This is a genomic window from Caulobacter sp. 05T431, from assembly GCF_056665975.1.
The window spans coordinates 96,356-115,960 of sequence record NZ_JBFTKU010000006.1; the positions used below are offsets into that span (position 1 = coordinate 96,356).

Here is a 19,605-nt window from a genome sequence, read left to right on the forward strand (position 1 = left end):
GGTTAACGGCGATGCGGCTTTGGCAGTGGGCCCTGGAGGTCTATGCGCGACCGTCTGTCGCAGAGGCGTGCCTGTCGCTGCAGGACCAGCACGGCCAGAACGTGCCCTACCTGCTGTGGGCCGCCTGGCGGGCCAGCGAGGGACGCGACGCCGACGTCGGCCTCGCCGCCGACCTGGTCCGGCGCTGGGACGCCGAGGTCGGCTCGCCCCTGCGCGCGGTCCGCCGCTCGATCAAGCCGGCCTGGCCCGCGATCGACGACGACGCGCGCGAGGATTTCCGCAACGCGGTCAAGGCCGTCGAGCTTCAGGGCGAGAAGGTGCTGATGGAGAGCCTGGAGGCCCTGAGCGGCGAGCCCAGCCCCCGGCGCGACGTGTTCGAGGCCCTGCTGGAGGCGGCCCAGGCGGTGGGCGCGCCGCCCCGCGAGACCGCCCTGCGCGCCCTTGCCGACACGCTTTCCTAGAGCCGATTCAACGCCCTTTACCCGCTGTCAGGCTTTGCTATCTATCACCGCCCTTAAGACGCCGATCGGGGCAAGGCATGGAGGAGCGTCCATGAACGACGACGATCCTTCCGACGAATCCGACGTCGCCATCGAGCGACGCCTGGCCACGCTGCGCGAAGAGCACCAGGACCTCTCCGACTCGATCGAGGCGCTGGAGGAACGCCCCCAGCCCGACATGCTGCAGATCGCCCGGCTGAAGCGCCGCAAGCTGTCCCTGAAGGACGAGATCGTCCGCCTGGAAGACCAGCTGACGCCGGACATCATCGCCTAGGGCCGCGGTCGTTCAGAGCCGCCGCTCCCACGCCGCGGACTTCGTCCTGACCCAGATATTGTTGCGATACAGCACCCGCCCGTTCTCGCGCACCGACAACAGGACCAGGTGCGGCTCGGTAGGTCCCGTCCAGTGTGGCGGATACCGAAGCGCCAGATAGCGCACCTCCACCGGCCGCCCACCCAACTCGCCAATCGGATTTCCGCGCGCGGGATACAGGCAGATGTTGAAGTGCGGCCCGCGACCGCCTTGGACCTGATCGCAATTGAATTGGTACGCGCGGCCGTCCTCGCCTTGGAACAGGTAGGGATCCCTCCTGTCGGCGCCCGTCGTGCTGTAGGGGAAAACTCCCTGGACGACGAGCGGACCGCGAACCTCGGGCGTCTTGGGCTGAAGCTGGTTGTACTGCGTGTACGCGATGAACCCGAAGAGGGGCGCGAACAGCAGGAGGATGACGACGTCCCGGACGTTCCAGGCGTCCTTTTCGCCCTTGCTCACGATCTCGCCATTCCCGGGGGACCTCGGCCCTACGCTTCCTTGCGCGAGCGCTTCTTCAGGAACATCGCCGCGTCGGCCTCGGCCAGGGCGACTTCGGGGTCGGCGCCGGCCTCGATCTCGCGCACGCCCCACGAGACGCGCAGCGGCACGGACCACTCGCCAACCTGCACCGGCATGTCGCGCACGGCCGCGGCCAGGGTCTCGGCCTTGGAGACGGCGGTCTGCTGGTCGGCCTGGACCAGCAGGACGGCGAACTCGTCGCCGCCGATCCGGCCCACCACGTCGCTCTCGCGGACATTGGCCTGCAGGCGCTGGGCGACGGCCTTCAGGGCCTCGTCGCCGGCCGCGTGGCCGAAGCGGTCGTTGACGGCCTTGAAGCCGTCCAGGTCGAAGAACACCAAGCTGGCCGGCGAGCCGTAGCGCTGGGCGAAGGCGGCGACCCGCTTGATCTCGCGCAGGAAGGCGCGGCGGTTCAGCACCGGGGCCAGCACGTCCATGTCGGCCAGGCCTTGCGCTTCGCCCAGCTTGAACTTCAGGCGGGCGACCTCGTTTCGCAGGTCGTCGATCTCGACCATCAGGGTCTTCAGGGCCGACTGCACCTGCGGGGTCAGGTCGGCTTCCGACAGGCCCAGGAACCCGGCCGTGTCGGCGGCGACCACGGCCCGCGCCACCACCGGCCCGGCGGCCTCGGTCAGCGCCCGGCGACGGATCGCCGAGAAGGATTCGGTGCGGGCGCTGGTGATCTTCATGGGACGACGAAAGCCACTTTGGGAATCACTTGCGGTGAAGCTTCGCGCATTTCTGCGTTCTTTCATTAACCATGACAATGGCGACGGCCATGTGTCGCAGCGTCGCGGCGCCGCACTATCGTCCGGGATCGACAGCGGTTTTCTGGTGAGAACGGGCTTTGGAGCCCGGGCGCCAGCGGCTATAAGGCCCGCGATTCACGGCCGTCAGGTCACTGAGCGCCTCCAGCGGCGCTCCACCGCCTTCTGGGGAAATCGTCGCCGATGCCCACCGCCACGCCACCTGTCGCTATCGTCATGGGCAGTCGTTCGGACTGGCCGACCATGAAGAAGGCGGCCGACGCGCTCGATTCCCTTGGCGTGACCTGGGAGGCCAAGGTGGTTTCGGCGCACCGCACCCCCCAGCGGCTGGTCGAGTTCTCCACCGGCGCCCAGGCGGCCGGCTATAAGGTGATCGTCGCCGGGGCCGGCGGCGCGGCGCATTTGCCGGGCATGGTTGCCTCGATGACCATCCTGCCGGTGCTGGGCGTGCCGGTGCAGTCCAAGGCCCTGAACGGCCTGGATTCCCTGCTGTCGATCGTCCAGATGCCGGGCGGCGTGCCCGTCGCCACCCTGGCCATCGGCGAGGCGGGCGCCAAGAACGCCGGCCTGCTGGCCGCCCAGATCCTGGCGATCTCCGACCCCGCCCTGGCCCAGCGCCTGGCCGCCTTCCGGACCGAACAGACCGACAGCGTCGTCGAGAGCGTCGAAGACTGATGAGCAAGTCCCCGCCCGCTTCCCCTTTGGCTCCTGGTTCCACGATCGGCATCCTCGGCGGGGGACAGCTGGGTCGCATGCTGGCCCTGGCCGCCGCGCGCCTGGGCTTCGACGTCGTGATCCTGGATCCGGAGGAGAACAGCCCGGCCGGCCGCGTCGCCAGCCGCCAGATCGTCGGCCCCTATGACGACCGCTGGGCGCTGAAGCGACTGGCCGAGGCCTGCGACGTCGTCACCTACGAGTTCGAGAACGTGCCCGCCGCCACCGTGGCCGAGCTGACCGCCCTGGGCGTGTCGGTCGCCCCCGGCGCCAAGGCCCTGGCCGCCGCCCAGGACCGGGTGGTGGAGAAGAGCTTCCTGGCCGAGATCGGCGTCCCCACCGTGGCCTTCGCCGCCGTTGACGACGCCCAAGGCCTGGCCGCCGCCGTCGCCCAGATCGGCGCGCCGTCCCTGCTGAAGACCCGCCGCGAGGGCTATGACGGCAAGGGGCAGGCCTGGATCCAGCGCCCCGCCGAGGCCGCCGCCGCCTTCGAGAAGATCGGCCGCCAGCCCGCCATCCTCGAGGCTCCGGCCGACTTCGTGCGCGAGCTGTCGGTGATCGCCGCCCGCGGCCGCGACGGCGAGATCGCCTGCTACCCGCTGTCGGACAACCATCACGAGGGCGGCGTCCTGCGCCGCACCAGCGCGCCGGCCAAGGTCAGCGCCGCCACCCGCGACCAGGCCGAGGCCATCGTCGCCAAGATCCTGACCGCGCTGGAATATGTCGGGGTCATCGGCGTTGAGCTGTTCGAACTGGCCGGCGGCAAGCTGCTGGTCAACGAGTTCGCGCCGCGCGTCCACAACACCGGCCACTGGACCCAGGACGGCTGCGAGGTCGACCAGTTCGAGCAGCACATCCGCGCCGTCGCAGGCTGGCCGCTGGGCCCCACCGCCCCACGCGCCCATGTCGAGATGACCAACCTGCTGGGTCCCGAGGTCGAGGCCTGGGCCAAGCTGGCCGCCGAACCCGAGACCCGCGTCCACCTCTACGGCAAGGGCGAAGCCCGGCCGGGGCGCAAGATGGGACACGTGAACCGGCTGCGCGGACTGAAGGACTAGCTAGGCGCGCGCCGGCTCGTCGAAGGCCGCCGGAGCTCGACCAGCAATCGGCCTCGGCGCTGGATCGCCCAGATCGCGGCGACGGCGAGACCGCCGCCTAGCAGGATCATCGCCGCCCTCAAGCCCCTGGCGCTGTTGTCGACCGTCCTGTCGACGATGACCTGGCCGTCCATGCGCAGAGCAAGAATCTGGCTGCCGGAAACCTCCATTTCGACGCGCTCGGGCTCTGGCCAGCGGGGCAGCGCCCGCCATTTGGCCAGGGCCGGGCAATCGTTGTGCGGACGTCCAGGCGACCCGCAGGTGAAGCGGAAGCTGCGCCCGTCCGGCATGACGACCAGCCTGGACCACGACCTGACCTCCACCGGCTTGCCCGCCACGAAGACGCCGCCAGGCGGGGCGAGCTGGACGGCCAGGGCGATCAGGGCGACCGAAAGCGGCAGCACCGCGCCCCAGGACGCCAGCTCGGCCAGCGCCCGGCTCCGGCGCGCCGCATGGGTTCGCAGAGGCTGATCGCCCAGGCGCCGGTGGAGAAGGAACGCCACCGTCGCCAGGACGACCGCGACCAGACCCAACCCCGCCCCGGCGACGAAGCGGGTCATCAGGCCCCAAAGGGTCGCGCCCACGCCAGCGAGCGCCATGCCGGCGGCGGCCTCGATCCAGCGTCGTCTGGTCGCGAGCGTGCGGGAAATCGGCGTCGGTCCGGTCCGCCGGGGGTCGAGAGCGGAAACGGCCAGGAGCGGAAACCTGACCTTTCAAGGTCAAGCTAGCGGGCGCGCCCCTGGAAAGGAAGCGCCGGACCTTGCCGCGACCCGACCGCCGAGGCAGCCTTCCCGGAACAGGCGACGGAGGGCATCGACATGGCGGTTCCGGACGGCGCGGAGGCGATGCGCCCCTTCCTGCCGGCCAAGGACTTCGCGGTCAGCAAGGCGTTCTACCAGGCCCTGGGCTTCCAGACCCTGTTGGACGGCGAGGTGGCGATCTTCGGCCTGGGAGCCAGCGCCTTCATCCTGCAGCGCTACTATCAGAAGGCCTGGGCCGAGAACTGCATGATGCAGCTGATGGTCGACGACCTGGACGCCTGGTGGGCGCACATCCAGGCGCTGGACCTGCCCGGCCGGTTCGACGTCCAGCCGCCCAAGCCGCCGGCGATGCAGCCGTGGGGCCTGCGGGTGGCCTATGTCTACGACCCGTGCGGCGTGCTGTGGCACGTGTGCCAGCGGCGTCCGGACGCGCCGCAGGACTGACGCCTCACGCCACAGCGATGATCTCCAGCTCGACCAGCCAGTCGTCGGCCAGGGTCTGGACGACGATCGCCGTGGTCGGGATGCGCCGGTCGCCCAGGGCCTTGACCMGCGCCGCGCCGTTGGCCTCGGCATAGGCGGGATCGCGCAGGTAGCTGGTCAGGCGCACGATGTTGTCGACGGTCATGCCGGCGGCGGCCAAGATCGTCCGCAGGTTCGACCAGACCAGCTCCAGCTGGCGCTCCAGTCCGGCTCCCGCCGCGCCGTCCGCCTCCAGCCCCATGGTCCCGGCCACGAACAGCATGCGGGCCGGATTGCGCACTTCCAGGGCATGCACGTAGTCGTCGGTGGCGGCGTAGATCCCGTCGGTCGGATTGTGGATCACGGTGTCCATGGCGGGCCTCCCGGGGCTTTCGTTTTGCGGCTTCACGCCCCAGCTTAGCGGAAAGGCGCGCCGTCGGTGTGACGGCCCTTCGCGGAGCGACCCATGGCCGAACAAGCGCTCATCGGCCAGAAACTGATCGGCCTGATCGGCGGCATGAGCTGGGAGAGCTCGGCCCAGTACTACCGGCTGATCAACGAGGCGGTGCGAGACCGCGTGGGCGGGGCGGCCTCGGCCCGCATCCTGATGTGGTCGTTCGACTTCGCCAGGATCGAGGCCCTGCAGCACGCCGGCGACTGGGACGCCCTGGCCGGCGAGATGGTCGACGCGGCCAAGGCCCTGCGCAAGGGCGGGGCCGACTTCCTCGTCCTGTGCACCAACACCATGCACCGCTGCGCCTGGGCCATCGACGCGGCGGTGACGACGCCGCTGCTGCACATCGCCGACCCGACGGCGGCGGCGATCCAGGCCGCGGGCCTGACGCGTGTCGGCCTGTTGGGCACGGCCTTCACCATGGAGCAGGACTTCTACCGCGGCCGGCTGGAAGAGAAGTTCGGCCTGGAGGTGCTGATCCCCGAGGCCGAGGATCGTAAGGCGGTGCACGGGATCATCTATCGCGAGCTGGTGACCGGCCAGGTCCTGGACGCCTCGCGCCAGGTCTATCGCGAGGTGATCGCGCGGCTGGTGGTGCGCGGGGCGCAGGGCATCATCCTGGGCTGCACCGAGATCATGCTGCTGATCGGCCAGGACGACAGCCCCGTGCCGATCTTCGACACCACCACGCTGCACGCGATGGCGGCGGTGGACCGGGCGTTGAGGGACTAGCGCGTCCCGTACCGCATCCGCGCCAGCGCCGCGGCCACCTCGGCCGCCAGGTTCATCGGCTTGATCCCGGCCTTCCACTTCTCGAAGGCCATGACGTTGTCGATGCGGCCGTCCAGGTGCTTGAGGGCCGACTCGCGGCCCGAGGCCATGTCGACCGCCAGGGTCGAGACCAGGATCCCCGACAGGATCGCCCGCTTGGAATAGTGATTCTCGTCGGTGGCCGTATCGCCGGCCCAGCGCCACAGGACGTCGGCGCTTTCCCAGATCAGGGTCAGGGCCAGCGGCATGTTGGTCGGGAAGGCCAGGAAGGCGGAGAGCTTGCGCAGGGCCTCGGCGTCGCGCTGGGCGGCGTCCAGGCGGGCGACCACCCCGGCCCGGATCTTCTCGCGGATCTTGGCCGGCGGCGGATTCAGGGCCTTCAACGCGGCCAGGGCGGCCTTATCGTGGCGGCGCGACAGCAGGGCGGCCAGGTCGCGCGCCCCTTGCGGCAGCAGGAGTTGCGCCTCGCCGGCGTTGAGGCCGGCGGCCACGGCGGCGGCGCGGGCCAGCCCCGGGTTCCACCCCAGGCGCGGCGCCAGGCGCAGGGCCTCGTCCAGCACCCGTTGCTCGGTCGTATCAGCCCAATCAGCGGCGTCGGCGGTTTTGTCGCTCATGAATCCGAGTCTACACGGGAGTTTAGGCCGCGTCGCCATGGACAGCGGGCCTCGCCTCTGCTATCAGCCGCCCCTCGTCGCCCGGGAGATCCCTTTCCGGGCTTATCAGGTTTTGTTCGCCCGCCCGGCCCCTGAGAGGGACTCGGGAAGATGGTCGGGCCGTCGAATGGAGAGAGACCCCTGGTCCAGATTTTCGTCCGCGACAACAATGTCGATCAGGCGCTCAAGGCCCTGAAGAAGAAGATGCAACGCGAAGGCAGCTTCCGTGAAATGAAGCGCCACGTGCACTACGAAAAGCCGTCGGAAAAGCGCGCCCGTCAAAAGGCCGAAGCTGTCCGCCGCGCCCGCAAGCTGGCCCGCAAGCGCGCCCAGCGCGAAGGCCTGCTGCCGATGCCGAAGAAGCCGGCCGGCGCGCGCTAAGCGACGCTTTCCGAGCTTTCGGAAACACCAAACCCGCCCGGAGCGATCCGGGCGGGTTTTGTTATTCCTCCCCCTGTGGGGGAGGTGTCGGCGAAGCCGACGGAGGGGGGACCTTAAGCCCCCGCCACGAACGCCACCGCCTTGACGATATGCCCCGCGAACTGGTCGCCCAGCAGCCGCGTATGCGTCGCCGCCTCGACGTGGTCCACATAGCCGTGGGTGGACCGCTCGGCCGGCGCGGACTGCATGGCCTTGCGCTTCTCGCGACCCTTGACCGGTCCGGCCGTCACCACGGCCACCGGCCAGGCGGGATCATAGGCCGGCACGGCGACCGCCTGGTCGGCCGACTGGGACCACAGCTCGACCTCGGCGGCGGCGGTGCGGTTGTGGCGGCCGTTGGCGAAGGCCCAGCGCTTCTCGGCCTTGGCCGCTGGCGGCAGGCCGATCTTGTCGCCCAGGCTGGTGTAGACCAGCGGCTTGTAGAGCCCCAGCGACGCGCCCCGCGCCGCCCAGCGCGAGGCCGTGGCGAAGGCCTGGATGAACGGCTTGAACGCCTCGGTCTCGGAGGCGTCGGCCGTGGCGGCGTCGACCAGCACCAGGCCGGCGATCTGGCTGGGGTTGCGCCCGGCGTATTCGCGCAGGCGCAGGCCGGCCATCGAGTGGCCCACCAGGATGAACGGCCCGCGCTCGCCCGAGGCGGCGACCAGCTTCTCGAAGTCGGAGACGATGGCCAGGCCGTCGCGCGGCGCAGGTCCCGGCGGCGAGAAGCCCATGCCGGCCCGGTCGTAGGCGCAGGATCGCCAGCCGGCCTTCGTCAGGGCTTCCTGGGTCGCGCCCCAGTCGGCGGCGAAACCGAAGGCCCCCGCCTCCAGCCAGACCGTCGGTCGATCACTGGAAGGACCCTCGCAGACCAGGCGCAGTTGGCGCCCTTCGCCGATGTCCACCATCCGCCCTCGGGGCACGGGATGACTTGCCGCCGACATCAGGCCGCCCACGGCGACGAACGAAACGAGGAGAAGGGTGAATCCGGCAACGGCGCGTCCGAGGAACTTGAGCATGCGACCACTCTAGCCGAGCGTCGGTGTCCGTCGAGTGACGGCCCTGTGGAAAACGCATGCAGGGCCCAGGCGCCCAAAAGGCGGGAGCCCTAGCCGTCGACCACGTTAATCCGCGTGCGGATGCGGCCGCCCTTGACGCGGGTGACCACGCCCTGGCCGTCGGCCGACATCTTGCCCGCCATTTGGGCCTTCACGCCGTCGGGCCAGCGCGAGACCGTGGCCAGGCGCACCTTGCGGCCCACCTTGGCGGCGGCCTTCAGGGGCAGGTCGCCCTTCTCGGCGAAGGTCTTGCCCATGAACAGGGCCGGGTTCAACGGCTTGCCGGCCTTGTTGCGCAGTTCGAAATGCAGGTGCGAGCCGGTCGAGCGGCCGCTGCTGCCCACATAGGCCACGGTGGTCCCGCGCTTGACGTAGGCGCCCCGCTTGAAGCCCGCGTCGCGACCCAGGTGGGCGTAGAGCGTGCGGAAGCCGTCCTTGTGGGCCACCTCGACGAAGCGGCCGTAGGTGGACGAGACGCCGCTGCGCATGACGATGCCGTCGGTGGCCACGTGCACCGGCGCGCCGACCGGGGCGGCGATGTCGACGCCCTCGTGCAGGCGGCCGTTCTCTTCCCACGGCATCTGGCGAAGGCCGAACGGCGAATTGACCACATGGCCCGGCAGCGGGGCGTCGAACACGAAGGCGGGCGGCGGCGGGGGCGGCGGCTCGGGGGCCGTGACGGGCTCGGCCGCGGTCGCCGGCGCGGGTTGCTCCAGGCCGGCGCCCATCGCGCCGATCGTCGTCACCGCGTTGATCGCGCCCCAGACCACGATGGCGCCGCCCAGCGCGGCGAACGCGACGAGCGAATAGGGCGACGTGGTTGCGGCCAGGACTCGAGACGCCAAGAGCGATCCTCACAGACGGACGGTCGACCCAAAGGCCCCGCCGAAGCGGGCTCCCATCCCACAGGTGACCTTTCGGGATAATGAAGGCGTAGCCCTATGCCGCGTCCATGAGGCGAAAAGGCGGCGCAGCTTAACCATTGGTCAACCATGACCATGATCAGCGGACAGATGATCCGCTCTACATTACCGGAATTTTAGAACATTACTTTGAGTACACTTCTTTAATTACACGTCATGAAAGAGACGTAACGAGTATTCATGAGAACACCGGAGTACACCTTTGGACATGGCGCAGGGACGCGCTAACGACATCAACCGAAGGGACGATCCGATGCGTAAGTTCATGACCAGCCTGGCCGCCGTGGCCACCGTCACCCTGGCCGCCGTGCCCGCCCTGGGCCTGCTGCAGGCCGCCCACGCCGAAACCACCGCCACCATCTCGCTGGTGGGCCTGAACCTCTCCAACCCCGCCCACGCCGCCGAATTCAACGCCCGCGTCGACGCCGCCGGCGAACGCGTCTGCCGCACCCTTGTGCACGACAACCCCACGGGCGACTTCACGATCGCCGGCTGCAAGGACGGCATCCGCAAGCAAGCCGCCGCCCAGCTGTCGCACAGCCAGCGCGAAGGCCTGAAGACGGCCGCCCGCGCCACCCCGGTCTCGGTCGCCGCCCGCTGAGCGACCGCATGATCCAGGCAAGCGAAAGGCCCCGGACGGGAACGTCCGGGGCCTTCTCTTTTCTGTTGCGACCAGAGCGGAGATGAGAACAAAATGGCAACAAATACGCGAATTGGGGAACCGCGAATGCCGATCATCTCTGTCTTTTTCGGCATTGTGATCCGGATCAATTTCACGGATCACAATCCACCCCACCTACATGCCGAGTATCAGGGGCATGAAGCGCTGTTCGACATCCGAACGAGCAGAGTCATCGCGGGCGAACTGCCACGTACCGCCACGCGCCTCGTGACCGATTGGATAGCCTTGCACCGCCCCGCGTTAGCCGAAAACTGGGACCGGGCCTATAATGACAGGCCGACCTTCAGAATTCCGGGATTGGATCGGGAATGACCTTCAAACTCGTCAAGGCTATCCGCGTGAAGGCCCTGCCCGGTCATCGGCTGGACATCGCCTTTTCCGATGGGTCGAGCGGGATCGCCGATCTCAGCGAAATCACACTTTCCAAAGGCGAAATGGCCCGCCCGCTCGCCGACGAGACCTTCTTCGCGCAGGTTTTCCTGGAGATGGGCACGCCGACCTGGCCCAACGGCTATGACGCCGATCCKACCAACATACGGATGAAGCTGGAGGCGGCGGGTCAATTGCAGAGCACCGGCGCGGCCGTCTAGCCACGGGTGCGTATCGCCAACAGAAAGCCCCGGATGTCGCCATCCGGGGCTTCTTTGTATCGTGAGGATCGAAGGCCCTAAAGCCCCTTCACGATCCCCTCGACCATCTTCTTGGCGTCGCCGAACAGCATCATGGTGTTGTCGCGGAAGAACAGCTCGTTCTCGACGCCGGCGTAGCCGCTCGACATGCCGCGCTTGATGAACAGCACCGTGCGGGCCTTTTCGACGTCCAGGATGGGCATGCCGAAGATCGGGCTCTGCGGGTCGGTCTTGGCGGCCGGGTTGGTGACGTCGTTGGCTCCGATCACGAAGGCCACGTCGGCCGTCGAGAACTCGCTGTTGATGTCCTCCAACTCGAACACCTCGTCATAGGGGACGTTGGCTTCGGCCAGCAGCACGTTCATGTGGCCCGGCATGCGGCCGGCGACGGGGTGGATGGCGTACTTCACCTCCACGCCCTCTTCCTTCAGCTTGTCGGCCATTTCGCGCAGGGCGTGCTGGGCCTGGGAGACGGCCATGCCGTAGCCCGGGACGATGATCACCTTGCTGGCGTTCTTCATGATGAAGGCCGCGTCGTCGGCGCTGCCCTGCTTGACCGGACGGGTCTCGACCTTGCCGCCGGGGCCGGCGGCCGCGGCGTCGGCGCCGAAGCCGCCCAGGATCACCGAGATGAAGCTGCGGTTCATGCCCTTGCACATGATGTAGGACAGGATCGCGCCCGACGAGCCGACCAGGGCGCCGGTGATGATCAGGGTGGTGTTCTCCAGGGTGAAGCCCAGGGCCGCGGMGGCCCAGCCCGAATAGGAGTTCAGCATCGACACGACGACGGGCATGTCGGCGCCGCCGATCGGGATGATCAGGGTCACGCCGATCAGCAGGCTCAGCGCGAAGATCGCCCAGAAGGCCCAGATGGCCGCACCGCCCGAGATCACCAGCACCACCACCAGGGCCACGATGGCCAGGGCGATGACGATGTTCAGCAGGTGGCGGGCCGGCAGCAGGATCGGCGCGCCGCCCATGTTGCCGTTCAGCTTGGCGAAGGCGATGACCGAGCCGGTGAAGGTGATGGCGCCGATGGCCAGGCCCACCGACAGCTCGATCAGGCTGTTGAGGTGCACATGGCCGTCGGCGCCCAGGATGCCGTAGGCCGCCGGGGTGTAGATCGCCGCCACGGCCACCAGGCACGCGGCCATGCCGACCAGGCTGTGGAAGGCCGCCACCAGCTGCGGCATCGAGGTCATCGGCACCTTGCGGGCGATGACCGCGCCCACGCCGCCGCCGACGGCCACGCCGCCGATGATCAGGCCGATGGTGATCGGGTCCAGCGCGCCCTGGCTCCACAGGGTGGCCAGGGTGGTCAGCACGGCGATGGCCATGCCGATCATGCCGTAGGTGTTGCCCTTGCGGCTGGTCTCGGGGCTGGACAGCCCCCGCAGCGCCAGGATGAAGAGCACCCCCGAGACGATGTAGAGGATGGCGGCGAGATTGGCGTTCATGTCAGGTCTTGGCCCCCAAGAGCGGCGAAGAGGAAAGCTCCGGCGCGGCGTTGACGCCGAACCGGGGTGGATGGCCCGAAGGCAGGCCGGAGAGGTCGTAGCGCGGCGGCTCGTAGTGGTTGGCCGCCGTGTAGGGCGCGGCGAAGCGGGCCTGGCCGTCGGGGCCAGCGAGTTCGTCCTCGCGCACGAAGAAGGCGTTGGCGCCGGAGAGATTGCAGCCCACCAGGGCGTAGCCCTTGGCGCGGCCCAGGGCCTCCAGACTGGTCAGGCTGGCGCTGTGATAGTTGCCGCCGTCCCAGACCCGGTCGGCCTTGTACTCGGCGACGAAGGCCACGGGCGGCGGATAGGCGGCGTTGTATTCGATGATCACGACGCGCGGACGCACGGCCTCGATGGCCTTCCAGATCCAGTAGTCGTTGCCGTCGATGTCGATCGACAGCAGGTCCACCGAGGCCGGCTTGTCGGCGGTCCCGCCGGCCCAGGGGCCCAGCAGGTCGTCGATGTTCTCGGCGGTGACGAAGGCCTTCTGGACGGTCAGCCGCCCCTGCCCCACGGCCACGGCCTGGTGGCCCTTGGCGGCTTCGACATACTTGTCCGAACCGTCCAGCCACAGGCCGCTCCAGCCGGCCATCAGCAGCAGGGCGGTGTTGCACTCCACCCCGGCCTGGACGCCGAACTCGATGAAACGCCGGTCGCCCTGGCCGATGCGGTTGAAGATCTCCAGGACGATCCCGTCCTCGTCGTTCTGGCTGTAGGTCTTGCGGCCATGGGCGATCAGCCGCCCGGGCTCCTGGGCGCGCGCGCTGGTCCGCAGCTCGTCCCACCATCGCTCCAGCGCGATGCGGTTGGCGACTTGGGCCTGTTTGACGATGCGCTTGTCGCCGAACATCAGGCGGCTCCCAAGCGTCGGCGCGCGGTCATGGCCGCACCGCCGGAGCCGACTGGGCGCCCAGCAGGGCGAAGATCGAGGTCTGGGTCGCGGGATCGCCGGAATAGCCGTAGATCGCAGCCAGCGTCAGTTGCGCGGGCCCAGGCGCGAAGGCGCTGGTCACGGCCATGCCGCCCAGGCCGCCCGGGGCGATCTTGATGGTTCCGGCCACTGGCCCGAAGGACACGGCCTGCCCCCCGGCGCTCTTCAGGTCGAGCCGCGTTGGCTCCTGGAAAAGCTTTCCCCCGTCGGGCCGCAACAGCGACCCGCATTGCCCCAGAAGCTCCGGCCGCGCCGTCAGCGCGTCGGGCGCGCAAATGGCCAGAGACACATAAGCCTGAGGCTTGCCCAGGGGCGGATCGATATACTGGTAGGTGACCTTGACCTGGCCCGCGGGAATCTCTTCCGGCTTGAGACGCGCGTAGGCTGCGGTCGCCGCGCCCCACCCCGACGACGCCGTCAGCAGCGAGCGCTTCATCAGCGTCAGTTCATAGACACCGTTCGCCCGCGCCAAGCCGTTGAGGACCATCTGGCCGTCGAAGGTTCCGTCGTGATCGACGTCGCGGAAGCAGACGCCGATGTCGCCCTTGGCGACGATCCCGCGCGCGCCGTTCGAACCCGGCGCGCAGAAGACCTCGTCCTCGCCGATCAGCCCGCCCGCAAACAGGGCGCCCTCGGCGAAGGCAATGACGCGACCGCCGCCGTTCACCGTGTCGGCCACCTGGTAGGGCGCGCTCAGCCGAACGGCCGCCGTGGAGCGGAAAGCCTGGCTGAACAGCGCGCCGCCGCTGGCGATCCCGTCGACGGACGTCGAACGGGGCGCCTCGATGACGACGGGGAACGACAGCACCGCACCTTGCGGCAGCTCGGCGGCCATCGCGCCGGCCGCTGACAGCGAAGCCATCAATGCAAGGGCTGGCGGGAGGCGGCGAAGGCTCACTTCTTCTCTTTCTTCTTGTACATGGCCAGCATCCGCTGGGTGACCAGGAAGCCGCCGAAGATGTTGACCGCGGCGAAGGCGGCGGCGACGGCGCCGGCGCCCTTCGAGATCCAGGTCGAGGCGGCGACCGTGCCGCCCGAGAGGTCGCTGTTCGCGCCGTGGGCGGCGGCGGCCAGCAGGGCGCCGACGATGATCACCGACGAGATGGCGTTGGTCACGGCCATCAGAGGGGTGTGCAGGGCGGGCGTCACGCTCCAGACCACGTAGTAGCCCACGAAGATGGCGAGCACGAAGATCGCCAGGCGGAACACGGTGGGGTCGACGGCTTCCATATTCAGCTCCCTTTTGCTCATCATCCTTCGGTCGCGAAGCGATCCGGAGGATCCAAGCTGAGTTTTAGACACGGCCAGCGCCGCTTAGGTCCCCCGCATGAAGCGGGGGATGACGAACCTATTTGGCCAGCAGCGACGGGTGCACCACCGCTCCGCCCTGGGTGACCAGGGCCGCCTTGAGGATCTCATCCTCGAAGTCCGGGGCGAAGGCGCCTTCCTTGTTCAGGAACAGGCTCGACAGGGCGAACAGGTTGCGAGCGTAGAGCGCGCTGGCGTCGGTGGCGATGCGGCCCGGCAGGTTGGCCGCGCCCAGGATCTTGGCGCCGTTGGCGGTGACCACGGTCTCGTTCAGCTTGCCGCCCTCGACGTTGCCGCCGGCCTCGATGGCCAGGTCGACCAGGATCGAACCCGGCTTCATCGACGCCACCTGGGCGGCGTTGACCAGCTTGGGCGCGGGGCGGCCCGGGATCAGGGCCGTGGTGATGACGATGTCCTGCTTGGCGATGTGCGAGGAGACCAGCTCGGCCTGCTTGGCCTGGTATTCCTTCGACATCTCCTTGGCGTAGCCGCCGGCGGTCTGGGCGTTCTTGAACTCCTCGTCCTCGACGGCCAGGAACTTGGCGCCCAGCGACTCGACCTGCTCCTTGGTGGCCGGACGCACGTCGGTGGCGGTGACCACCGCGCCCAGGCGGCGGGCGGTGGCGATGGCCTGCAGGCCGGCGACGCCCACGCCCATCACGAAGACCTTGGCCGCGGCGACGGTGCCGGCGGCGGTCATCATCATCGGCAGGGCCTTGCCGTAGGCCTCGGCGCCCTCGATCACGGCGCGGTAGCCGGCCAGGTTCGCCTGCGAGGACAGCATGTCCATCACCTGGGCCCGCGTGATGCGCGGGATKAACTCCATGGCGATGGCGCTGGCGCCGGCCTTGGCCAGGGCGTCCAGTGTTTCCTTGTCCTGATGCGGATTGAGCGCGGCCGCGACGATCGCGCCCTTCTTCAGGGCGGCGATCTCGGCGGCTTCGGGGGCGCGGACCTTGAACAGGACGTCGGCGTCCTTCAGGGCCTCTTTCGCCGTCTTGGCCAGCTTGGCGCCGGCCGCTTCGTAGTCGGCGTCCGGATACGACGCCGCGATCCCCGCCCCGGCCTGCACGACGACCGTGAAGCCGGCGCCAGCCAGTTTCTTCACGGTCTCGGGCGTGGCCGCGACCCGCGTTTCACCCGCGCGGGTCTCTTTCGTGACGGCGATGACGGCCATCGGCATACCCCTCCCAAGGACGCTGCTTGCTCCGACGAGCTTGCGCGTCTCTCTAGGGGATGTTCTTGCCCGATGTCGAGCCTTACGCTCGCGTCAGAGGCAAAAAAATTCCGATGTCTACCGGTGTCAGTGGGCGGAGGCGGGCTTTTCGCGCAGGAACACGACGCCCACGATCGCCAGCACGATTCCCGGGACCAGACCACCGATGAAGCCGGCGGCGGTGCAGAACCACAGGGTGATCGTCAGCAGCAGGACGGCCACGGCCAGCGAGCCCCACTTGGTCATCTTGCCGAAACCCTCGAAGGTCGCGGCCTGCTCTTGAATGTCCATCGAACCGCGTTGGTAGTCGCCGGCCATGTCTGTTTCCTAGGTGGAATTAAAAAAACGCCCCGCCGCTTACAACGTGCGGGGCGTGGGCTCAAGCCGCCGCGATGTCGCGGTTGGCCCAGGCCTCGTCGGTGAACCGCGTTCGCACAGCCGCGACGGCCTGGTCGACCGAAATGTCGGCGATCCGCCCTTCCCCGCCGTCCAGCCGCGACAGCCAGCGCGAATAGGCCGGCACGGGGCTGGTGCCCATCAGACCGACGGCCGGGCGGCCGACCGAGGCGGCGACGTTCAGCGGGCCCGAGTCGTTGCCCAGGAACCCGGCCGACAGGGCGATCAGGGCCGCGCCCTGGTCCAGCGGCAGATCGAAGACGGCCACGTCGCGACCAGGCGGCTGGGCCTCGATCACCGGCAGGGCGCGCGCGGCGTCGCCGGGACCGCCCAGCCAGAAGACGGTCGGGAACAGGTCGGCCAGGGCCGTCGACACGGCGGCGAAACGCTCGGCGGGCCAGGTGCGGGCCGGCTCGCTGGCCCCGACGCCCAGCACCAGCCAGGGACCCGGCAGCGCTCCGAACCGCGCCTTGACGGCGGCCACGGCCTTGGGGTCGAGCAACAGGCCCGGCTCGCGGCTGTCGACCTTCAGCCCGTGCAGGGCCTCGAAGGCGGCCAGCTTGGTCAGGCGATGCTCGGGCCGCATGGCCTTGGGCAGGAACGGCCCCTTCAGCCACTGCTCCTGGCTGGAATGGCCCAGGCCGAAGCCGCGGCGGTCCGGCACGCCGGCCAGCCAGGCGGCCTGGGCGGGGCGGCCGATCTTCTCCAGGATCCAGACGGCGCGCGGCTTCACCTCGCGGCAGAGGCGCCAGAAGTCGAGGACCTCCTTCACGCCCTTCAGCGATCCGGTGAAGTGGCGGGCATAGACCACCGAGGCGATCGTCGGCTCGACCGCCAGCACCTCGGCGGCGCGGCTGGACGGTCGGGCGGCCAGCACCACCGTTCCCTCGGGCGTGGTCGCGGCGATGGCCCGGAAGGTCGGCAGGTGCCACATCAGGTCGCCGATGCCCCGGTCGGGGGCGTAGACCAGCACCGGTCCGGCAGGGTTTTTCGCGCTCACGAAGGATCAGGCTCCCGACTAAGGCCGTCCAGCGGCTTAGCGGGCGGCGCGGGCCTTGTCATCCGCGCTCGGCTTGGAACGCCCCGCTGAAGAATTCGACGAGACTGGTCGGGGCGCGGTGGTCCAGGCAGAGGTCCAGGATCTCCCGCGATCCCTCGGCGGCGGCTCGGGCGCGCGGGAACATCGCCGCCTCGTAGGTCGCGAAGGCCGCCTCGATGTCGTCGGGGCGCGCGGCGATGGCCAGGCCCAGTTCGGCGCCGTCCAGCATCGCCATGTTCGCGCCCTCGCCCGCCGGCGGCGCCAGGTGCGCGGCGTCTCCCACCAGGGTCACGCCGGGGACGCGGTCCCATCGGTGGTCGTCGGGCAGGGTGTGCAGCATGCGCGGAACCGGCGGGGTGTCGCTGTCGGTCATCAGGGCTGTCAGGGCCGGCGCCCAGCCCGCGAACTCGGCGGCGATCCGGGCCTTGGCGTCGGCGGGGTCGGCGAAGTCGACGCCGGCGATCCACTCGGCGGAACGGCGCAGGGCGAAATAGGCGTGGACGACGCCGTCCGGCTCGCGGTGCGCGAAGATCCCCTGGCCCGGGGCCAGGGCGAACAGCGCCCCGCCGCCCGCCGCCTGGGCCGTCGCGGGATGCCGGGCGTCGGCGTCGTGCAGATAGGTCTCGACGAAGGTCACGCCCAGATAGTCAGGTCGGGCGTCCGACAGCAGCGGCCGGACCTTCGACCAGGCGCCGTCCGCGCCCACCAACGCGTCGGTGACGCCGGTCGTCCCGTCGGCGAAGGCCAATTGGTGACGGCCGCCGCCCAGGGCCTCGAGGCCGACCAGCTTCTTGCCCCACTGGATCGTCCCCTCGGGCAGGGAGTCGATCAGCATCCGCCGCAGCGCGCCGCGCGGGACCTCGGGCCGGCCGCCCGCGCCGTCGTCGGCTTGCTCCAGCAGCAGCGCGCCGTTGCGATCCAGCACGCGCGACGCCTGCCCGCCCTCGTGGATCAGGCCCAGGAATTGATCGAACAGGCCCGCCGTCTTCAGCGCCAGCTGTCCGTCGGCCTCGTGGATATCCAGCATCCCGCCCTGGGTGCGCGCCCCGGCCGAGGCCTCGGCCTCGTAGATCGTCGCGGGAACGCCCTGCAGGTGGAGCACCCGGGCCAGGACCAGGCCGCCCAGGCCCGCTCCGATGATCGTCACGGATTTCGTCATGAGGTCGCCTCCAGGATCACATTGGAACGATGTTCCATTTCTGCCTATTGGAACATCGTTCCAATCATGTCAAGACTCGGCCCATGACGACCAAGACCAAGCGCGGCGAGCGGCGCACCGACGCCCTGTCGAAAGACCGGATCGTGGAGGCCGCGATCGCCATCCTCGACGCCGAGGGCGAGACCGCCCTGACGTTCCGCGCCCTGGCGACGCGCCTAGCGACGGGCGCCGGGGCGATCTACTGGCACGTCGCCGACAAGACCGCCCTGCTGACGGCGGCGACCGGCGACCTGATCGACCGCGCCATGGCGCAGGGCGACGACGCCCCGCCGCGCCAGGCGATCCGGGCCATCGCCCTTCGCGTGTTCGACCTGATCGACGCCCATCCGTGGGTGGGCGCCCACCTGGCGCGCGAACCCTGGCAGTCGGCGATGTTGCGGATCTTCGAGGGCGTCGGCAGCCGGTTGGACGCGCTGGGCGTCCCGGAGGACCGCCAGTTCGACGCCGCCACGGCGCTGGTGAACTACATCCTGGGCTGCGCGGGGCAGAACGCGGCCAACGCCCGACTCATGCCCGCCGAAACGGATCGCGAAGCCGCGCTGGGCGCCGTCGCCGCCCAGTGGACCAAACTCGATCCCGCCGAGCACCCCTTCGTGCGCAAGATGGCGGCCCGGCTGGGCGACCACGACGACCGCGATCAGTTCCTGGCCGGGGTCGACCTGATCCTGGCGGGCCTGGACGCCGCGCGCTAGCCGATCCGGCCCGACCTCAGGAGACGCCCAGCGCCCATACCCGGTAAGCGTTGAGGTCCTCGGCCATCTTCTCGGGCGAACCGGGCCAGCCCTTGGGCAGCGCGCCGTCGGCCCCGAAACTCCGCGCGATCCGGCCCAGGGCCGTGTCCTTGCGGGCGGCGGGCACGAGGTTGTAGCCGATCATCTTGCCGCCCCGGGGCAGCTTGTAGACGAAGACGCTCTCGACATCGCGCCACAGCACCTTCTTTGGGGCGCGGATGAAGCCTCCACGGACCGTGAAGCCCTTGGCGTCCAGTTCCAGGACCTGGGGACGCATCAGCAGAAAAGCGAAGATGGCGGCGCACAGCCCGAAGAACACCAGGGCCAGCCACGCCTTGAGGTTGGTCGAGTCGTCTCCGACCATCATCGCGCCGATCGCCACGAAGATCAGGCTGCCCGCCAGGTACAGCGACATCTTGAGGCGCGACGCCTCGATGGTCCGCGGTCCGACCTGCGTGCTCACGCCCACATCGATTGGTTTGCCCATGACCGTTCCCCAAGCTTGGCCACAAGCCTAGCCAACGGACCGGCGGCGGGACAAGCCCC

At 69.4% G+C, this 19,605-nt stretch carries 27 protein-coding genes; 11 read left to right on the forward strand and 16 right to left on the reverse strand.

Annotated elements, in window-relative coordinates; genetic code table 11:
* The first annotated feature begins 11 nt into the window (after window positions 1–11).
* Both AC1U89_RS07770 and AC1U89_RS07775 read left to right on the forward strand, forming a co-directional pair.
* Entirely contained in the window at window positions 12–461 is a 450-nt protein-coding gene (locus AC1U89_RS07770; RefSeq protein ID WP_479899145.1) for a TIGR02444 family protein, read from the forward strand.
* Between the two features lie 91 nt (window positions 462–552).
* Window positions 553–774, forward strand: a complete 222-nt coding sequence (locus AC1U89_RS07775) for a YdcH family protein (protein WP_479899146.1) — start codon at window positions 553–555, stop codon at window positions 772–774.
* A 12-nt stretch (window positions 775–786) separates the two neighbouring features.
* Here the strand turns inward: AC1U89_RS07775 and AC1U89_RS07780 are convergent, their stop codons facing one another.
* Window positions 787–1,272 carry a hypothetical protein gene (locus AC1U89_RS07780; protein ID WP_479899147.1) on the reverse strand — a complete coding sequence of 162 codons (486 nt, stop codon included), beginning with the start codon at window positions 1,270–1,272 and terminating at the stop codon, window positions 787–789.
* 29 nt (window positions 1,273–1,301) lie between these two features.
* Window positions 1,302–2,021 carry a GGDEF domain-containing protein gene (locus tag AC1U89_RS07785; protein ID WP_479899148.1) on the reverse strand — a complete coding sequence of 240 codons (720 nt, stop codon included), beginning with the start codon at window positions 2,019–2,021 and terminating at the stop codon, window positions 1,302–1,304.
* Window positions 2,022–2,282: 261 nt separating this feature from the next.
* Here AC1U89_RS07785 and purE point away from each other — a divergent pair, with 261 nt between their 5' ends.
* Both purE and AC1U89_RS07795 read left to right on the forward strand, forming a co-directional pair.
* Entirely contained in the window at window positions 2,283–2,774 is a 492-nt protein-coding gene (gene purE, locus AC1U89_RS07790; RefSeq protein WP_479899149.1) for a 5-(carboxyamino)imidazole ribonucleotide mutase, read from the forward strand.
* Window positions 2,774–3,871, forward strand: a complete 1,098-nt coding sequence (locus tag AC1U89_RS07795; RefSeq protein ID WP_479899150.1) for a 5-(carboxyamino)imidazole ribonucleotide synthase — start codon at window positions 2,774–2,776, stop codon at window positions 3,869–3,871. The genes purE and AC1U89_RS07795 overlap by 1 nt, the downstream gene beginning before the upstream one ends.
* On the opposite strand, the gene AC1U89_RS07800 is transcribed toward AC1U89_RS07795, so the two are convergent.
* Window positions 3,868–4,509: a hypothetical protein gene (locus AC1U89_RS07800; RefSeq protein WP_479899151.1), complete on the reverse strand. Its 642-nt coding sequence runs from the start codon at window positions 4,507–4,509 to the stop codon at window positions 3,868–3,870. The genes AC1U89_RS07795 and AC1U89_RS07800 overlap by 4 nt on opposite strands.
* Before the next feature lie 219 nt (window positions 4,510–4,728).
* On the opposite strand from AC1U89_RS07800, the gene AC1U89_RS07805 reads away from it, so the two are divergent.
* The gene (locus tag AC1U89_RS07805; protein WP_479899152.1) at window positions 4,729–5,115 is read left to right on the forward strand and encodes a VOC family protein; all 387 of its coding nucleotides are present in this window, start codon (window positions 4,729–4,731) and stop codon (window positions 5,113–5,115) included.
* A 4-nt stretch (window positions 5,116–5,119) separates the two neighbouring features.
* On the opposite strand, the gene AC1U89_RS07810 is transcribed toward AC1U89_RS07805, so the two are convergent.
* Window positions 5,120–5,506 (reverse strand): RidA family protein, encoded by a 387-nt coding sequence (locus tag AC1U89_RS07810; RefSeq protein WP_479899153.1) that lies wholly within the window; start codon window positions 5,504–5,506, stop codon window positions 5,120–5,122.
* Window positions 5,507–5,599: 93 nt separating this feature from the next.
* On the opposite strand from AC1U89_RS07810, the gene AC1U89_RS07815 reads away from it, so the two are divergent.
* On the forward strand, window positions 5,600–6,319 hold the full coding sequence (locus tag AC1U89_RS07815; RefSeq protein ID WP_479899154.1) for an aspartate/glutamate racemase family protein: 720 nt from the start codon (window positions 5,600–5,602) through the stop codon (window positions 6,317–6,319).
* Here AC1U89_RS07815 and AC1U89_RS07820 read toward each other — a convergent pair.
* Window positions 6,316–6,972: a COQ9 family protein gene (locus AC1U89_RS07820; RefSeq protein ID WP_479899155.1), complete on the reverse strand. Its 657-nt coding sequence runs from the start codon at window positions 6,970–6,972 to the stop codon at window positions 6,316–6,318. The two genes, AC1U89_RS07815 and AC1U89_RS07820, sit on opposite strands and share 4 nt — an antisense overlap.
* Before the next feature lie 180 nt (window positions 6,973–7,152).
* Between AC1U89_RS07820 and rpsU the strand changes: the two genes are divergently transcribed.
* On the forward strand, window positions 7,153–7,392 hold the full coding sequence (gene rpsU / locus AC1U89_RS07825; RefSeq protein ID WP_089924448.1) for a 30S ribosomal protein S21: 240 nt from the start codon (window positions 7,153–7,155) through the stop codon (window positions 7,390–7,392).
* Between the two features lie 113 nt (window positions 7,393–7,505).
* On the opposite strand, the gene AC1U89_RS07830 is transcribed toward rpsU, so the two are convergent.
* Window positions 7,506–8,450: an alpha/beta hydrolase gene (locus AC1U89_RS07830; protein ID WP_479899156.1), complete on the reverse strand. Its 945-nt coding sequence runs from the start codon at window positions 8,448–8,450 to the stop codon at window positions 7,506–7,508.
* An 89-nt stretch (window positions 8,451–8,539) separates the two neighbouring features.
* A complete protein-coding gene (locus tag AC1U89_RS07835) occupies window positions 8,540–9,334 on the reverse strand; it encodes a M23 family metallopeptidase (RefSeq protein WP_479899157.1) in 795 nt (264 codons plus the stop codon).
* 331 nt (window positions 9,335–9,665) lie between these two features.
* On the opposite strand from AC1U89_RS07835, the gene AC1U89_RS07840 reads away from it, so the two are divergent.
* The 3 genes from AC1U89_RS07840 to AC1U89_RS07850 all read left to right on the forward strand — a co-directional run bounded on the left by AC1U89_RS07840 (window position 9,666) and on the right by AC1U89_RS07850 (window position 10,684).
* A complete protein-coding gene (locus AC1U89_RS07840; RefSeq protein WP_479899158.1) occupies window positions 9,666–10,013 on the forward strand; it encodes a UrcA family protein in 348 nt (115 codons plus the stop codon).
* A gap of 126 nt (window positions 10,014–10,139) precedes the next feature.
* Entirely contained in the window at window positions 10,140–10,406 is a 267-nt protein-coding gene (locus AC1U89_RS07845) for a DUF4160 domain-containing protein (RefSeq protein WP_479899159.1), read from the forward strand.
* A complete protein-coding gene (locus tag AC1U89_RS07850) occupies window positions 10,403–10,684 on the forward strand; it encodes a DUF2442 domain-containing protein (RefSeq protein ID WP_479899160.1) in 282 nt (93 codons plus the stop codon). Before AC1U89_RS07845 ends, AC1U89_RS07850 begins: the two co-directional genes overlap by 4 nt.
* Window positions 10,685–10,761: 77 nt before the next feature.
* Here AC1U89_RS07850 and AC1U89_RS07855 read toward each other — a convergent pair whose 3' ends face one another.
* From AC1U89_RS07855 to AC1U89_RS07890, 8 genes are all read right to left on the reverse strand, one after another.
* A complete protein-coding gene (locus AC1U89_RS07855) occupies window positions 10,762–12,180 on the reverse strand; it encodes an NAD(P)(+) transhydrogenase (Re/Si-specific) subunit beta (RefSeq protein ID WP_479899161.1) in 1,419 nt (472 codons plus the stop codon).
* A gap of 1 nt (window position 12,181) precedes the next feature.
* Window positions 12,182–13,069: a class I SAM-dependent methyltransferase gene (locus AC1U89_RS07860; protein ID WP_479899162.1), complete on the reverse strand. Its 888-nt coding sequence runs from the start codon at window positions 13,067–13,069 to the stop codon at window positions 12,182–12,184.
* A gap of 28 nt (window positions 13,070–13,097) precedes the next feature.
* Window positions 13,098–13,985 (reverse strand): hypothetical protein, encoded by an 888-nt coding sequence (locus AC1U89_RS07865; protein ID WP_479899163.1) that lies wholly within the window; start codon window positions 13,983–13,985, stop codon window positions 13,098–13,100.
* A gap of 59 nt (window positions 13,986–14,044) precedes the next feature.
* A complete protein-coding gene (locus AC1U89_RS07870; protein ID WP_479899164.1) occupies window positions 14,045–14,380 on the reverse strand; it encodes an NAD(P) transhydrogenase subunit alpha part 2 in 336 nt (111 codons plus the stop codon).
* A 118-nt stretch (window positions 14,381–14,498) separates the two neighbouring features.
* Window positions 14,499–15,641, reverse strand: coding sequence for a Re/Si-specific NAD(P)(+) transhydrogenase subunit alpha (locus AC1U89_RS07875; protein ID WP_479899165.1), 1,143 nt, complete (start codon window positions 15,639–15,641; stop codon window positions 14,499–14,501).
* A 120-nt stretch (window positions 15,642–15,761) separates the two neighbouring features.
* Entirely contained in the window at window positions 15,762–15,992 is a 231-nt protein-coding gene (locus AC1U89_RS07880; protein WP_029914316.1) for an aa3-type cytochrome c oxidase subunit IV, read from the reverse strand.
* A 61-nt stretch (window positions 15,993–16,053) separates the two neighbouring features.
* On the reverse strand, window positions 16,054–17,004 hold the full coding sequence (locus tag AC1U89_RS07885) for a glycosyltransferase family 9 protein (protein ID WP_479899261.1): 951 nt from the start codon (window positions 17,002–17,004) through the stop codon (window positions 16,054–16,056).
* Between the two features lie 124 nt (window positions 17,005–17,128).
* The gene (locus AC1U89_RS07890; RefSeq protein WP_479899166.1) at window positions 17,129–18,268 is read right to left on the reverse strand and encodes an FAD-dependent oxidoreductase; all 1,140 of its coding nucleotides are present in this window, start codon (window positions 18,266–18,268) and stop codon (window positions 17,129–17,131) included.
* An 83-nt stretch (window positions 18,269–18,351) separates the two neighbouring features.
* On the opposite strand from AC1U89_RS07890, the gene AC1U89_RS07895 reads away from it, so the two are divergent.
* Window positions 18,352–19,020, forward strand: coding sequence for a TetR/AcrR family transcriptional regulator (locus AC1U89_RS07895; protein ID WP_479899167.1), 669 nt, complete (start codon window positions 18,352–18,354; stop codon window positions 19,018–19,020).
* A gap of 16 nt (window positions 19,021–19,036) precedes the next feature.
* On the opposite strand, the gene AC1U89_RS07900 is transcribed toward AC1U89_RS07895, so the two are convergent.
* Window positions 19,037–19,522 carry an STM3941 family protein gene (locus tag AC1U89_RS07900; RefSeq protein ID WP_479899168.1) on the reverse strand — a complete coding sequence of 162 codons (486 nt, stop codon included), beginning with the start codon at window positions 19,520–19,522 and terminating at the stop codon, window positions 19,037–19,039.
* Window positions 19,523–19,605: the final 83 nt, after the last annotated feature.

What these genes read in the sequence shown, in the direction of transcription:
- AC1U89_RS07845 (WP_479899159.1), top strand. Translation starts at nt 10,140, where the DNA reads ATGCCGATCATCTCTGTCTTTTTCGGCATTGTGATCCGGATCAATTTC.
- AC1U89_RS07775 (WP_479899146.1), top strand. Translation starts at nt 553, where the DNA reads ATGAACGACGACGATCCTTCCGACGAATCCGACGTCGCCATCGAGCGA.
- AC1U89_RS07880 (WP_029914316.1), bottom strand. Translation starts at nt 15,992, where the DNA reads ATGGCCGGCGACTACCAACGCGGTTCGATGGACATTCAAGAGCAGGCC.
- AC1U89_RS07895 (WP_479899167.1), top strand. Translation starts at nt 18,352, where the DNA reads ATGACGACCAAGACCAAGCGCGGCGAGCGGCGCACCGACGCCCTGTCG.
- AC1U89_RS07795 (WP_479899150.1), top strand. Translation starts at nt 2,774, where the DNA reads ATGAGCAAGTCCCCGCCCGCTTCCCCTTTGGCTCCTGGTTCCACGATC.
- AC1U89_RS07870 (WP_479899164.1), bottom strand. Translation starts at nt 14,380, where the DNA reads ATGGAAGCCGTCGACCCCACCGTGTTCCGCCTGGCGATCTTCGTGCTC.
- AC1U89_RS07860 (WP_479899162.1), bottom strand. Translation starts at nt 13,069, where the DNA reads ATGTTCGGCGACAAGCGCATCGTCAAACAGGCCCAAGTCGCCAACCGC.
- AC1U89_RS07840 (WP_479899158.1), top strand. Translation starts at nt 9,666, where the DNA reads ATGCGTAAGTTCATGACCAGCCTGGCCGCCGTGGCCACCGTCACCCTG.
- AC1U89_RS07815 (WP_479899154.1), top strand. Translation starts at nt 5,600, where the DNA reads ATGGCCGAACAAGCGCTCATCGGCCAGAAACTGATCGGCCTGATCGGC.
- AC1U89_RS07830 (WP_479899156.1), bottom strand. Translation starts at nt 8,450, where the DNA reads ATGCTCAAGTTCCTCGGACGCGCCGTTGCCGGATTCACCCTTCTCCTC.
- AC1U89_RS07785 (WP_479899148.1), bottom strand. Translation starts at nt 2,021, where the DNA reads ATGAAGATCACCAGCGCCCGCACCGAATCCTTCTCGGCGATCCGTCGC.
- AC1U89_RS07800 (WP_479899151.1), bottom strand. Translation starts at nt 4,509, where the DNA reads ATGGCGCTCGCTGGCGTGGGCGCGACCCTTTGGGGCCTGATGACCCGC.
- AC1U89_RS07865 (WP_479899163.1), bottom strand. Translation starts at nt 13,985, where the DNA reads ATGGCCGCCGAGCTGCCGCAAGGTGCGGTGCTGTCGTTCCCCGTCGTC.
- AC1U89_RS07805 (WP_479899152.1), top strand. Translation starts at nt 4,729, where the DNA reads ATGGCGGTTCCGGACGGCGCGGAGGCGATGCGCCCCTTCCTGCCGGCC.
- AC1U89_RS07770 (WP_479899145.1), top strand. Translation starts at nt 12, where the DNA reads ATGCGGCTTTGGCAGTGGGCCCTGGAGGTCTATGCGCGACCGTCTGTC.
- purE (WP_479899149.1), top strand. Translation starts at nt 2,283, where the DNA reads ATGCCCACCGCCACGCCACCTGTCGCTATCGTCATGGGCAGTCGTTCG.
- AC1U89_RS07885 (WP_479899261.1), bottom strand. Translation starts at nt 17,004, where the DNA reads ATGTGGCACCTGCCGACCTTCCGGGCCATCGCCGCGACCACGCCCGAG.
- AC1U89_RS07820 (WP_479899155.1), bottom strand. Translation starts at nt 6,972, where the DNA reads ATGAGCGACAAAACCGCCGACGCCGCTGATTGGGCTGATACGACCGAG.
- AC1U89_RS07890 (WP_479899166.1), bottom strand. Translation starts at nt 18,268, where the DNA reads ATGACGAAATCCGTGACGATCATCGGAGCGGGCCTGGGCGGCCTGGTC.